Annotated in this window: 16 protein-coding genes and 1 riboswitch; of the genes, 9 read left to right on the top strand and 7 right to left on the bottom strand. The window is 37.9% G+C overall.

Features of this window, described 5'->3' with window-relative positions; all coding sequences use genetic code 11:
• The first annotated feature begins 9 nt into the window (after nt 1–9).
• Nucleotides 10–678: a cyclase family protein gene (locus BG04_RS03890; protein ID WP_016765118.1), complete on the top strand. Its 669-nt coding sequence runs from the start codon at nt 10–12 to the stop codon at nt 676–678.
• Complete coding sequence (locus tag BG04_RS03885) at nt 675–1,517, top strand: GNAT family N-acetyltransferase (RefSeq protein ID WP_034649709.1); 843 nt, start codon at nt 675–677, stop codon at nt 1,515–1,517. The genes BG04_RS03890 and BG04_RS03885 overlap by 4 nt, the downstream gene beginning before the upstream one ends.
• A gap of 27 nt (nt 1,518–1,544) precedes the next feature.
• Here BG04_RS03885 and BG04_RS03880 read toward each other — a convergent pair whose 3' ends face one another.
• The gene (locus BG04_RS03880) at nt 1,545–2,129 is read right to left on the bottom strand and encodes a YjgB family protein (protein ID WP_034649710.1); all 585 of its coding nucleotides are present in this window, start codon (nt 2,127–2,129) and stop codon (nt 1,545–1,547) included.
• Between the two features lie 402 nt (nt 2,130–2,531).
• On the opposite strand from BG04_RS03880, the gene BG04_RS03875 reads away from it, so the two are divergent.
• On the top strand, nt 2,532–2,900 hold the full coding sequence (locus tag BG04_RS03875; protein ID WP_013084471.1) for a hypothetical protein: 369 nt from the start codon (nt 2,532–2,534) through the stop codon (nt 2,898–2,900).
• Between the two features lie 144 nt (nt 2,901–3,044).
• Nucleotides 3,045–3,151, top strand: a riboswitch (SAM riboswitch).
• A gap of 75 nt (nt 3,152–3,226) precedes the next feature.
• Nucleotides 3,227–3,889, top strand: coding sequence for a sulfite oxidase-like oxidoreductase (locus tag BG04_RS03870; protein ID WP_013084470.1), 663 nt, complete (start codon nt 3,227–3,229; stop codon nt 3,887–3,889).
• Nucleotides 3,890–3,922: 33 nt separating this feature from the next.
• On the opposite strand, the gene BG04_RS03865 is transcribed toward BG04_RS03870, so the two are convergent.
• Both BG04_RS03865 and moaC read right to left on the bottom strand, forming a co-directional pair.
• The gene (locus BG04_RS03865) at nt 3,923–4,435 is read right to left on the bottom strand and encodes a MogA/MoaB family molybdenum cofactor biosynthesis protein (RefSeq protein WP_016765113.1); all 513 of its coding nucleotides are present in this window, start codon (nt 4,433–4,435) and stop codon (nt 3,923–3,925) included.
• A 12-nt stretch (nt 4,436–4,447) separates the two neighbouring features.
• Entirely contained in the window at nt 4,448–4,936 is a 489-nt protein-coding gene (gene moaC / locus BG04_RS03860; RefSeq protein ID WP_013084468.1) for a cyclic pyranopterin monophosphate synthase MoaC, read from the bottom strand.
• 114 nt (nt 4,937–5,050) lie between these two features.
• Here moaC and BG04_RS03855 point away from each other — a divergent pair, with 114 nt between their 5' ends.
• Nucleotides 5,051–6,316 carry a molybdopterin molybdotransferase MoeA gene (locus BG04_RS03855; RefSeq protein ID WP_034649711.1) on the top strand — a complete coding sequence of 422 codons (1,266 nt, stop codon included), beginning with the start codon at nt 5,051–5,053 and terminating at the stop codon, nt 6,314–6,316.
• A 253-nt stretch (nt 6,317–6,569) separates the two neighbouring features.
• Here the strand turns inward: BG04_RS03855 and BG04_RS03850 are convergent, their stop codons facing one another.
• Together BG04_RS03850 and BG04_RS03845 are read right to left on the bottom strand one after the other, a co-directional pair.
• Nucleotides 6,570–7,457, bottom strand: coding sequence for an IS3 family transposase (locus tag BG04_RS03850; RefSeq protein ID WP_034656255.1), 888 nt, complete (start codon nt 7,455–7,457; stop codon nt 6,570–6,572).
• An 8-nt stretch (nt 7,458–7,465) separates the two neighbouring features.
• Nucleotides 7,466–7,762 (bottom strand): helix-turn-helix domain-containing protein, encoded by a 297-nt coding sequence (locus tag BG04_RS03845; protein ID WP_034649715.1) that lies wholly within the window; start codon nt 7,760–7,762, stop codon nt 7,466–7,468.
• Between the two features lie 298 nt (nt 7,763–8,060).
• Here BG04_RS03845 and BG04_RS03840 point away from each other — a divergent pair, with 298 nt between their 5' ends.
• Entirely contained in the window at nt 8,061–8,333 is a 273-nt protein-coding gene (locus BG04_RS03840) for a WGxxGxxG family protein (protein ID WP_034649716.1), read from the top strand.
• Nucleotides 8,334–8,605: 272 nt separating this feature from the next.
• On the opposite strand, the gene BG04_RS03835 is transcribed toward BG04_RS03840, so the two are convergent.
• The gene (locus BG04_RS03835) at nt 8,606–8,941 is read right to left on the bottom strand and encodes an SPW repeat protein (protein WP_034649719.1); all 336 of its coding nucleotides are present in this window, start codon (nt 8,939–8,941) and stop codon (nt 8,606–8,608) included.
• A gap of 193 nt (nt 8,942–9,134) precedes the next feature.
• Here BG04_RS03835 and BG04_RS03830 point away from each other — a divergent pair, with 193 nt between their 5' ends.
• Nucleotides 9,135–9,407, top strand: a complete 273-nt coding sequence (locus BG04_RS03830; protein ID WP_034649722.1) for a DUF3973 domain-containing protein — start codon at nt 9,135–9,137, stop codon at nt 9,405–9,407.
• 43 nt (nt 9,408–9,450) lie between these two features.
• Here BG04_RS03830 and BG04_RS03825 read toward each other — a convergent pair whose 3' ends face one another.
• Nucleotides 9,451–10,092 (bottom strand): DUF1232 domain-containing protein, encoded by a 642-nt coding sequence (locus BG04_RS03825; protein ID WP_034649725.1) that lies wholly within the window; start codon nt 10,090–10,092, stop codon nt 9,451–9,453.
• Nucleotides 10,093–10,211: 119 nt separating this feature from the next.
• On the opposite strand from BG04_RS03825, the gene BG04_RS03820 reads away from it, so the two are divergent.
• A complete protein-coding gene (locus BG04_RS03820; protein ID WP_034649727.1) occupies nt 10,212–10,793 on the top strand; it encodes a manganese efflux pump in 582 nt (193 codons plus the stop codon).
• Between the two features lie 423 nt (nt 10,794–11,216).
• Nucleotides 11,217–11,786 (top strand): MEDS domain-containing protein, encoded by a 570-nt coding sequence (locus BG04_RS03815; RefSeq protein WP_034649729.1) that lies wholly within the window; start codon nt 11,217–11,219, stop codon nt 11,784–11,786.
• The last annotated feature ends 226 nt before the right edge of the window (nt 11,787–12,012 follow it).

Raw genomic sequence — 12,012 nt, 5'->3', positions numbered from 1 at the left:
GGTGGAGGTATGAAAAAAAGAACGTATATTGATCTAAGCCACATCATTGAAGACGGAGTTATCACACATAAAGGCTTGCCGGCACCGATCATTTGCGACTATTTAAGCCGAGAAGAGTCTAGAAAGCTTTATGAACCAGGCACTGAATTTCAAATCGGTAAAATTGAAATGGTCACGAATACAGGTACGTATATTGACGTGCCGTTTCACAGATACAAAGACGGAGCGGATTTAGCTCAAATGGCTATTGATAAAACAGCCGGGTTAGAAGGAATAGTCGTTTCAGTTGACACGACTTTAAAAGCGATTGATGAATCTCATTTTCAACATGTAGATGTAAAAGGCAAAGCGGTATTAATTCATACAGGATGGGATCGCTACTGGAATACAGACGATTATTTAGAAAATCATCCATACTTAACAGAAAGCGCGGCAGCTTATTTAGTGTCTCAACAGCCCGCTCTTGTTGGAATTGATTCGATGAATATTGATGATACAAAAGGAAAAACAAGACCAGCTCATACGCTGCTGTTAGGAGCGGACATTGTAATTGCTGAACACTTATGTCACTTAGATCAACTAACGGCGAAGTCCTTTTTATTTTACGCCGTGCCTCCTAAAATAAAAGGAGTTGGAACGTTTCCGGTAAGAGCATTTGCGGAGGTAGAAAGAAAATGATCCAGTTACATAGATATAGAGAAGTGCAGGAATTTAAAAACCAAGTAGAGCCGCTTTTATCAAAGAATGAAGTTCTTCATAACTTAGCGCTCGGCATTTTACACAGCTTGCAGGAAAACAGCAAACCAAATTTTATGGGTGTTATTTTAAAAGACAGCCGTGCTGCGCTTGTGTTGCTGCAAACCCATCCTAAGCAAATCATACTGTCTCAAATACAGCAGCTAACGGAGGATGAACTAAGCGAAGCGGCAGAGCTATTACAAGAAATCGACATACCGGGCTTAGTTGGAGAAAGACAAATGGTTTTATATCTTTCTCAAAAACTAGCAGATTTAAAAAATCAAGAAGCTTCTTTAAAAATGGATCAGCGCATTTATCGGTTAGACAAAGTAAAAAAAGCTGCGGACGCTGAGGGAGTGCTGGTAAAAGCAAGATTGGAACACCTTCCGCTCGTGACAGAATGGATTTGGGAGTTTATGGGCGTCATTGGAGACCCTGTATCAAAAGAACAAGCTGTCAAAACAGGAGAAGCTTTTATTAAAGCAGAACGGCTATTTTTATGGGAAGTAAACGGCAAGTATGTGTCCATTGCCAATGCTACGCGTCCAACGGCCCATAACATTACGATTAACTTTGTATACACGCCTCAAGAAGAACGTAAAAAAGGCTATGCCTCAAGCTGTGTATCCACGCTTTCTCAGCTTATGCTAGACAGAGGATTTCAAACAACAAGTTTATACACAGATATGACAAATCCTACGTCTAACAAGATTTATATGGAGATTGGCTATGAACACGTAGCGGATTCAGCATTGGTTTTATTTCATGAAAAAAAGTAGCAGGCTGTCTGCTACTTTTTCTATTACTTAAGGTTTTTTAACTAAATTAACGTGATTTAACGTTTTGCTATCATCAAAAATGAATTCAAGATCATAGGCGCCGGCATGATAGGTGTACTTCGTTTGAGTAGTACCATCACCTTTTACTTTGCCTGTAAAGTTCGGCTGACCTAATTCTTTCTTTAAGTTAGCTTGCGTGATGGAGCCTAGATTTGTTTGACGCTCTACATTTGTACCAAAATAGCGGATTTCGTTAATGACGTTATTTTGATCATAGCCAAATGCGTATCCAGGGTGACCCATTTCCGCATGATAGTAGTCAAAGTTGTTTGATGAACCTTCAGGCGGGGGACCGAACTGATCGCGAACGTCTTGACGTAGTGTTTTGCCAATTTTGAAGTCTACCGTTAAGCGTGGCACCTCACCTTTTACTGCGGCGTTGTAAATTTCATTAATGTTTTTTACAGCTGTTTGACTTTGACTGTTTGTTTCTTGAGATGTAGCTGCATGTGCTGGTGTATCAAACTGAGCGACAGGAGCAAATCCAAACGCAGCAATTCCTGTAATCGTTGCAGCCGCCGCTGCTTTTGATATTCGTTGTTTCATTTTCATGATTTTTTCCTCCTATATATAACGATTTAGCAACCTCAGTCTACCTAAAAGAACAGGTAGGCCAGAATAGTCAAGGAGTCTTAGTTTAGTTGGTAACTGATATATATAATGTAACACGTCTTTTAGAATGTAAACGTCAGGTAAAGTAAAAAGCAAAAAACGATTCATTTATCATAGGCGAAAAGATTGGTTTCTGTTCCTTTATTAGGTAAAAAAACGTAATATAGAGAGGGTTCTAATGTTTTATAAAAAACTAGATAATAATTGTAAGTATGATACAAAAAATCAAGTATTTGTTAAATGTATATATTGCTGCTGTGTATCTAGGACTTGGCGTAAAAACAAGTTTAGGGAAATCTGTTGTATTAAATAGAAGAAAAAGAATGTAAAGGAGAGAAAGTAGTGTCAAAACGATTTGTGCTCACCGTAGCGGCTGGAGGATTTATCATAATCTTCGGCGCGCTGCTGCTCTTAAATTGGGAAAGAGTGTTTGGAGATTATCGTCCCGTTCAAACAGCAACAGCTGTATTCAAGTTAGAAGTGGGAAGTCAAGGTGTAGCAAGGACTACAGATTCAGACGATGCTCTTCATTATATGGTGAAAAAAGGACATTTAGATGAATATATTCAACTGATGAATGAAAAGGGATACGTGTTAAAAGAAAAAGATATTGATCATAATCGACTTGTTTTTAACGATGGACAAGAGGATGAGCAAATTTACTACAAGCGCTTTGCCAGGAAGTATACGATGATTGATGGAGAAGGGTAAAGGATTTACATGGTATTTTAGTAGACTAAAACCTTATAACCCTATCTGTTTTTAAAGTTTTTTGGCGGAAAAGAAAAATAATATTGACAATTATGACAAAAAGCTTAATACTGACTTTATTACATAAAACAAATACAATTTGTTTCCTTATCAAGAGAGGTGGAGGGACTGGCCCTGTGAAACCCGGCAACCGCTGTCTATGACAGAATGGTGCCAAATCCTTAAGAGTGTATCGCTCTTAGAGATAAGGAAGAAGCTGAAACAAAGCTCTTCCTTATTTATTTAAGGAAGGGCTTTTTATGTACAAAAAATAATGAGGTGATAATTTGAACAAAGCAGACCGTATTAAACGAATGAAAACACCGGAAATTGATCCAAAGTATGAAGGACGAGTGCCTCCGGGTCAGGTAGTAACGGAGCGCTTTCCGATTTTACATGAAGGCGACGTGCCGGAGTATAACTTAGAGGAGTGGACGCTTCGAGTGTTTGGATTAGTAAACAAAGAAGTGACGCTTTCGTATCAAGATATATTGGACATGCCGCAAATAACGGTGAAATGTGATATTCACTGCGTAACGAGATGGACAAGGCTTGATAATGAATTTACGGGCGTGCTGTTTACAGACTTTTTAAAAGCAGTTGGCGTGGAGTTAAAAAGTAAATACATCATGCTGCATGGAGATAATGACTATACGTCAAACATTGAAGTAAAAGATTTACTGAGAGACGATATTCTTCTCGCTCATTCCTTTAACGGAGAGCCGCTTACAGCTAAGCACGGATATCCGCTGCGATTGGTTGTTCCGCATTTGTACTTTTGGAAAAGTGTTAAATGGCTTCGAGGCTTTGAAGCTATTGATGAAAATCATCCTGGCTTTTGGGAGCAAAACGGCTTTCATCTTAGAGGAGATCCGTTTAAAGAAGAGCGTTTTTCTGGAGAAGATTTAGGTATTCCAGAAGATGAGTGGGTACATAAAGACTATGATTAATGAAAATGCCTATGCGTGTGCATAGGCATTTTGTCAGCGCTGGCGGTTTAATTCCCACACAACATGGCGAAGTTCAGGCAAAATCAGCTTGGTCATCGCTAGACGAACCGCACCGCTTGATCCTGGTGTAGAAAAAACGGCTTTTTCGTTAATCGTCCCGGCAATTGCCCGGCTCATAATCGCAGCGCTGCCAATATCTTCGGTGTAGCTCAGCATGCGAAACAGCTCGCCAAACCCAACGATTTCTTTATGAATCAGCGCTTGAACGGCTTCAATGGTGACGTCTCGTTTTGTGATGCCCGTCCCGCCGTTTGTGAGAACAACGTCAATGTTCTCATCACTGCAGCCAGCAAGTATGGCTTGTTGAATCGACGTTTGGTCGTCTTTTACAATTTCATAGGAAGCGATCTGCATGTCGTGTTCTTTCAGAAGCTGGATCATTAGCGCGCCGCTTTTATCGGTTTCTTTCGTACGTGTGTCTGATACCGTAATGACTTTGCAGCGAACGGGCTGAGTTGCTTTAGATTTATGTTCGTGTACGCTCATTATGTACCTCCTTTATGATTCCATGCGTTTATAGTCACCGTTTTTGCCGCCAGATTTTTCAAGCAGATACGTTTCGCCGATAATCATGCCTTTATCAATGGCTTTGCACATATCATAAACGGTTAGAGCGCAGGCAGAAGCAGCGGTTAAAGCTTCCATTTCAACGCCCGTTGAGCCTTCCGTTTTAACCGTTGCTTCTATTAATAAACGGTACTGATCATTACTTGTATCCCAGTCAAATGAAAGGTTTACGCCTTTTAATAAAAGAGGATGACACATCGGAATAATGTCAGACGTGCGTTTTGCTGCCATGATTCCCGCTACTTGTGCGACAGCAAGGACGTCGCCTTTTCCAATTTTATGTTCTACAATGGCTTCGTGAATTTCTTTGTTAACAAGTATGCTTGAACGAGCTGTTGCGACGCGGCGCGTAATAGATTTTTCGCTAATATCGACCATGTTGGCACGGCCTTGATCATTAAAATGTGTAAAAGAAGACATCGGTGTTTTCATCCTTTTTCAGTAAATTTTGTTGTATGATAGAAATAGTGAGATATGCTATGATTTTACACCATAGTGCAAAAAGTGAACAGACATAAAGGAAGTGAAGAATGTATGTTAGAAAGCAGAACACCTATTTCAATTCCTGAAGCAATTGAAAAAGTCATGACATATAAAAGAAAAGGCAGCATCGAGCGCGTATCGATCACCGAAAGCTATGGACGCTATTTAGGAGAAGATATTATCGCCGACCAAAACGTTCCTCATTTTAATAAATCGCTTTATGACGGCTTTGCGGTTCGAGCGCAAGACTGCGTAGAAGTCTCAAGTGAACATTCTGTAGAGTTCGAAGTTGTAGGTGAAATCGGCGCTGGCTCTGTTTTTGAAGAAGAAGTAAAGCCGTTTCAAGCGGTGCGCATTATGACAGGAGCGCAAGTGCCTCATTCATGTGATGCGGTTGTGATGCTTGAAGTAACGAAGTCGTATGAAAAAGAAGGCAAAACGTATATGGCGTTAAGCAGGCCAGCTTCAAAGTGGGAGCACATTGCGTTAAAGGGAGAAGAAACAAAAAAAGGAGACGTGCTTGTTTCGAAAGGGACGCGAATCAATCCGGGCGTCACGGCTTTTTTAGCTACGTTTGGCTATGCGGATGTCGCCGTGGTGAAGCAGCCTGTGGTTGGTGTATTAACAACGGGAAGTGAACTGCTTGATGTGAACGAGCCGTTAGAACCAGGAAAAATCCGCAACAGCAATTCTTATATGGCACTTGCGCAAATCGTAAGAAGCGGGGGAATTCCGAAATATTTAGGGAAGCTTGAAGACGATTTTGACCGCTGCTATGAAGCGGTAGAAAAAGCGCTTGAAGAAGTGGATATTTTACTGACAACCGGTGGGGTATCCGTTGGCGACTATGATTATTTGCCGGCTATTTATGAAAAGCTTGGTGCGAACGTGCTGTTTAACAAAATTGCGATGCGACCGGGAAGCGTCACAACAGTCGCAGAACGAAACGGACAGCTGCTGTTTGGACTATCAGGAAATCCTTCTGCTTGCTATGTCGGGTTTGAACTGTTTGTTCGTCCGATTGTTCGCAGTTTTTTACATTCACCACTGCCTCATTTACATAAAACAAAAGCGGTGTTAAACGGACGTTTTAAAGAACCTAATGCTTTTACGCGAATGGTGCGAGGAGAGATTTCAGACGAAGGCGGAAAGCTTGTTGTGACGCCTGTTGGCATGGACAAGTCAGGCGCTATTTCGTCATTAGCTGCAGCAAACGCGCTGATTGTTCTTCCAGGAGGAGAGCATGGATATGATAAAGGAACAGAAGTGAACGTGCTGCATCTTGAAAAAGAAGGTACGAGCTCGCTTTGGGTATAAAAAGTTTATTTTTTATGTAAAAGTTCTAGTCTGAATAGTGTTCAAAATGCTGGTAGATCAATAATGTATCAAATAAATGAAAAAGCGAGTAGGCGAACGGGTCCTTGAGTATTAAGGGCTCGTTTTTATGATGTGTTCTGGAAAGAGCGATTATGTTAACTATAATTGTATAACATATACAGCCTGGAAATGAAAAAACTACCTTAGAGTTATGGAGTGACCCCTGTCAAATAGACAGGCTTAAGAAAGCTACCTATGCAGCCTGAGTTCTATACTGATAAGGACTCAGGTTATTTAATTTTTTTTGGAAGCGTTCGTGATTATAAAAATGTATGTATTGGTGGACTGCATCCTTCACTTCACTGGCTGTTTGGAAAGTATGAAGGTGAAAACACTCTGATTTAAAATGGCTAAAGAAACTCTCTATACAAGCATTATCCCAACAGTTCCCTTTCCTAGACATACTCACTTTTATTTGGTATTTCTCTAGTAATTGATGATAAGTACGGGATGTATATTGGATTCCTTGATCACTATGTAAGAGGATGCCTTTTACATTTCGGTGTTTTATTGCTTTCTCTAGCGTATCTATGACCAATTTAAGATCATTTCTTCGACTTATTTCATACGCAACAATTTCATTGTTGTATAAATCTTTAATGGCAGATAAATATAAAGTCTGTCCATTGAAAAGTAAATAAGTAATGTCTGTGACCCATTTTTCATTAGGCTGTGAAGCCTGAAACTCTCTATTGAGATGGTTATCTGACATAACAAAGGCTTCTTTTCTTCCGTAATAGCGACGCTTCTTCCTGATCACTGCTTGAATCTTCATCTCTCTCATCAAACGTTGTATACGCTTGTGGTTTACATGTAAGTCATACACTGCCTTTAACCATATTTGTATTCTTCTATATCCATAAATCCCTCTGAATTTCTGATGACATCTCTTTATTTTTTGTTTAAGTTCTTCATCTTCACGTTGTTTTTCAGAAGGAGAGATCTGTCGCTTTAACCACTTATAATAGCCACTTCTTGATACTTCTGCGATCTCACATAATAGACAAATCGCAAATTTTTTCCCTGCCTTTACCATTTCGTTAATGACTTTAAATTTTTTATAGGTTGATACTGCCCCCATTCCCCCTTTTACATCTGTAAGAGCTTTTTTAGCATTTCATTCTCAGCTTCCAATCGCTTGATTTTAGTCTCTGAACTTTCCAAATGAGAGACAGATTTCTCTTTATTAGGCTCTTTCGACTTTCCTCGCTTTTCCTCAAGGCCTTTCAGGCCTTCGGCTTCATAATGTCGAACCCAACGTAAAACCGTTGTATGATTAATCCCAAATTCTTTCCCAACTGCTTTACAGCCGAGTCGCCCCTCAAGATACAAATCGACTACTTTTTTCTTAAAACCAATGTCAAATGTTCTCTTCTTTTTCCCCATAAAAAAATCCCCTCCATAGTAGACAGAATAGGTTGCTTTCTTTTACTTGTCTACTATAAGGGGAGCATACCATTAGGGAGAAGGTAGTTTTTTCTATGATGTAATTAGATTTCATGAGTGATGCTTCATTGCATCTTGGCTAGTTTGCTTAATAGACAAGAAATATATTCATACTAATTTCAAAGGCTTCTTTATTTTGGGTATTAGTGAGTAGTTTCAAAAGATATATTTACTTAACGAATAGTAACTAATAACGTTGGGAACTTTATCTATTAACAAAAGGAAAGGAGGAGAAATTATGCGAAAAAAATGGTCTGTTTTATTATGTACGTTAGCTTTAGCTATGATGACTTTCATCTTGCCGGTTAATGCTGAAAACAATAACGTAGATAGAACAAATTATAATGATGACGTAAATACTTATAATGATGACGTAAATACTCGAAATGTCACTACAGCAACTGATGTGGATGATGACAATGATTCACCTTGGGAATTACTAGGATTACTAGGACTAGCTGGTCTGTTTGGTCTTAAAAGAAGAGATGACCGTGAAGAAAAAGTTCGTTAGTATCTATTTTGCATGAGTAGAGATAAATAATGGTTGTCAAAAATTAGCTTTCTAAAGAGTCCATAAAGGTGTCTTCTAGCAATTAGGGACACCTTTGTTATTTTCTATAAAGTACATTACGTTGACTGAATCTGTGTAGGCTTTACATAAAAAGTAGAAAAAGCTCCCTATTTCTGTAGGGAGCTTTTCTGCTGCAGAATCGTTTCTCCCATAGATCGATGCGTGGCGGCATCTTCCACAGGTTAAGTAAATAGTGGAATATTATTGGTATTTTAACTTACAGCTTTTAGTTTTAATTTAGAGTTCAAGCTCCATAAGCTAAATAGCCCGGTCATTAACCCAAGTATAATGCTAGACCAAAGTACCTCACCTGTTAATGAATAAATAAAAGGAAAAAGAACAAACCATAATCCGCTAATAAGGGGAATCCAGTTTTGCCATGAATTCCATCCTGGTTTATTCGCTCCTAAAAGAGATGTGATGACTTGGAGAATTCCAAATACAATACTTGCTGAAGTAGCTCCTCTATCGTATGAAAAACCAAGCATCCACGGGGCAATAACAAACCAAATACCGATTATAGCGTTAATAATACCTCTTATTTTCACCGCATTCCCTCCTCAATGTATGACACTCTTTATGATGTCATTATTAAACTATATGTTTGTAAGTGATGTGTGTTGAGTATTCATCAACGCCTGTTGAGATTTTTTCAACTTTTAATATAGGAACAAGCACTTCTGTTGATGACTTCTCATAAGATGTTTCAAAATCAAATATGAGAAAGAGAGTGGAAAACGAATGTACTATTGCGTTACTTGCTGCAGATTGCAAAATGAAAATCTTATTAAGAGTAAGCTGTTTGAAAATGGAGTCTATATAGATCCATTTGTAGGAGAGAAAATCCCTTTAGGTATGTGTGCACATAGATGCAACCACGAGTCATGCAAACGATGTGAAAAAGAACAAATCATCAAAAAGATTGTGCCAAAGAAATTATCTAAATTAAAGAAAGCCATAGAATATTTACCTGCTCATCGTCATGATTCAGAAAAAGTTCCGTTTTCACAATAACTAGCGGCATGCCGCGTCCAGTTCGCTTAATAAAATTCAGTTTTTATTCTGTAAGCTGATTCATCACTAGTTGTACAGCTATTGCATCGTCTAAATAGCCGATTGGAAAGACATAGTCTGGGATAATATCGGTAGGCAAAATAAAATACAATAGCGCACTTCCTAAAATAGAGCGTTTGGCAGCTGACGTTTCTTCGTTACAGTATTCAAGATACATTTGCTTTAGTTGATCAATAAAGGTTCCAACACTGCCTACTTGCTCTATTTTGGTTTGAAAGTTATTACAAATCATGCTGTGTCCTTCGTCTGTCTGTGCATATTGTTTATATTTTGTTAGTTCTTGTTCTACACGTTCAATCGTAAAGTTTGTATCCACTATATTAAAAGATTTAAGTATTTCTTGAATTTTATCAATGGAGTAATGAATGCCTGTTTCTAATTCATTTTCTGTATGGTTTGAAGTAGCTCCAGCAGGGTCAATCAATGCTCCAAGAGGAGTATTTAAATAGTGTGCAAACTGCTTTAAATGGTGTAGATTTGCTTGCTGCTTTCCGTTTATAATCCGTGAGATAGTTGCCGTATCAATCCCCGTAAGTGAGCTAAGTTTCCGCATAGATAAAGCATTTTCCTTTAATAAAGACCTTAATAACAAACCAAGGCTTTGGTCATGTTGGATCTTAGACATAGCGATTCACCTCTTCATATTTTTCAACGCGCAGTGATTATTGTATTGAAGGTTTATCAACAATATATGCAACAAATAAGCAAATCTCCTCAACATTATCAACAAAAGGAGAATACAAAATGGAATGGTTATTCATATTAGGTTTTGCATTATCATCGAGTATAGATAACTTCGGTGTAGGAATATCATACGGAGTTCGAAAGGTAAGGATAAAATGGCTTTCTAATTTACTGATAGCGGCTATTTGTTTCCTCTTTAGCATGGTGGGAATTACGTTTGGTAGGTGGATTTCAACCATCTTACCAGGAGTTTTCCATGTTATTGTAGCCGTCGTATTATTAACGCTAATTGGGATTCGAATTATTTTATTAGTCGGCTCCCAGAGAAATAACGGAATTGATCAATTAGATAGTAAGGGTCAAGTAAAAGTACACTCTATTGGATGGATAGAAAGCAGTGTTTTAGGTGTAGCACTTTCAGCGAATGCACTTACAAACGGTCTAGGAGCTGGTTTGCTTGGGTTATCACCTTTAGCTATTTCGCTTACATCAGCATTTGGCAGTTTTATCACAGTATGGCTAGGGGTAATGGTGGGGCAAAAAGCCGCAAATGTTCAAATTGGGAAATTTACATTGAGTCAATGCGGAACGTTAATAAGCGGAATTACGATTTTAATTGTAGCCTTTACTCAAATATTTTAAAAGAAAAGGCGCCACTTACTAAAGCAAGTGGTGTTCTTTTTGTGTGTTTTGTAGTAACTAGTTTTCCATAGGTTATACAAACTAAAAAATAGATGATTAATACTCTTATCAATGCTACATAAGAATTTATTTAATGAAGAGGTAAGAAAACTTCATTCTTTCTTATTAAGTTTTAATCGTATTTGAGAAGGGTATAGTATTATTTAGTCAAAGCGCCGGAATAACGGTCGCAACTGTTATCTCGTTTGCAATCAATATAGATACACTATTCTAAAAACCAGCTGTACACCCTAAAACAAAGCTGGGAACATCCAGTTTTGACAGACAAGAATGCAAAGCGTAAAATTGTTCTAACGAATAGACAATTTACTAGTTTAAGATTCTTGAAATTTAGGTTGATTTTATATAAGGGAGCGTACACACTTGAAAAATCAGTTTGCTCAATTAATACAGAATAATGAAAGCGTTCATATTTACTATAATATTGACGACATGAGAAGTTACTTAGATAATCTTGCGTCTTATATTGTGTCGGGAATTGAACAGGAGAGGCATACGTTAGTTATAGAAAGTGAAAGATTAATTCCATTAATTTTTGAAAAGTTAGAGGGAATTCTAACTGAAGACCAATTAACATATATACATACTATTAATAATTTTGATTATTACTGTTCAAGTGGAAGCTTTCAGCCTGCCATCATTTTTGAACATCTCTCTAAACACTTAGATCCTTTTTATAAAAACAATACGGCTTTTCAAATATGGGCTCATGTCGAATGGGGACAGCAAGAAGGAATTATACCTATTTTAGAAGAGTTTGAAAATGAAGCCGACAAATTAGTAAATAAAGGCGGATTACATTTAGTATGCGCGTATGATGAAGAGAGAGTACCGGAAGTTCTTAAACTTGCTTTAATGAAGTGTCATCCATACTTAATTTTAGAAAACAAAATTATTCCATCCAATTTATATGTAATGACAGATGCAGTGTAAGTAATAGTGTGCTTGAGCTTTTATTTTTAAAAAACAAAGGTAAATAAAGAGCAAATAAAGAGGCTTATAATTTAAGGCTCTTTATTTGTTGGTTTCTAAAGTTATTATGCTAGCTGAAATTGCACCTTGAATAACTTGTTTAAGTGTGTAGGAACTTATGAATAGAAGGAAAAAGCCTGCATAACTGTGCATGAAATGTCGGATAGCCTTATTCAAATCCTGTTAT

The sequence above is a fragment of the Priestia megaterium NBRC 15308 = ATCC 14581 genome, assembly GCF_000832985.1.
GTDB lineage: Bacteria > Bacillota > Bacilli > Bacillales > Bacillaceae_H > Priestia > Priestia megaterium.
This window is presented reverse-complemented; position numbering and strand designations above follow the sequence as displayed.

Bases quoted from the DNA above. Each gene is read 5' to 3' on its own strand.
- BG04_RS03830 (WP_034649722.1), top strand. From the start codon at position 9,135: ATGTACTATTGCGTTACTTGCTGCAGATTGCAAAATGAAAATCTTATT.
- BG04_RS03890 (WP_016765118.1), top strand. From the start codon at position 10: ATGAAAAAAAGAACGTATATTGATCTAAGCCACATCATTGAAGACGGA.
- BG04_RS03820 (WP_034649727.1), top strand. From the start codon at position 10,212: ATGGAATGGTTATTCATATTAGGTTTTGCATTATCATCGAGTATAGAT.
- BG04_RS03865 (WP_016765113.1), bottom strand. From the start codon at position 4,435: ATGAGCGTACACGAACATAAATCTAAAGCAACTCAGCCCGTTCGCTGC.
- BG04_RS03855 (WP_034649711.1), top strand. From the start codon at position 5,051: ATGTTAGAAAGCAGAACACCTATTTCAATTCCTGAAGCAATTGAAAAA.
- BG04_RS03845 (WP_034649715.1), bottom strand. From the start codon at position 7,762: ATGGGGAAAAAGAAGAGAACATTTGACATTGGTTTTAAGAAAAAAGTA.
- BG04_RS03880 (WP_034649710.1), bottom strand. From the start codon at position 2,129: ATGAAAATGAAACAACGAATATCAAAAGCAGCGGCGGCTGCAACGATT.
- BG04_RS03840 (WP_034649716.1), top strand. From the start codon at position 8,061: ATGCGAAAAAAATGGTCTGTTTTATTATGTACGTTAGCTTTAGCTATG.
- BG04_RS03885 (WP_034649709.1), top strand. From the start codon at position 675: ATGATCCAGTTACATAGATATAGAGAAGTGCAGGAATTTAAAAACCAA.
- BG04_RS03825 (WP_034649725.1), bottom strand. From the start codon at position 10,092: ATGTCTAAGATCCAACATGACCAAAGCCTTGGTTTGTTATTAAGGTCT.
- BG04_RS03850 (WP_034656255.1), bottom strand. From the start codon at position 7,457: ATGGGGGCAGTATCAACCTATAAAAAATTTAAAGTCATTAACGAAATG.
- moaC (WP_013084468.1), bottom strand. From the start codon at position 4,936: ATGTCTTCTTTTACACATTTTAATGATCAAGGCCGTGCCAACATGGTC.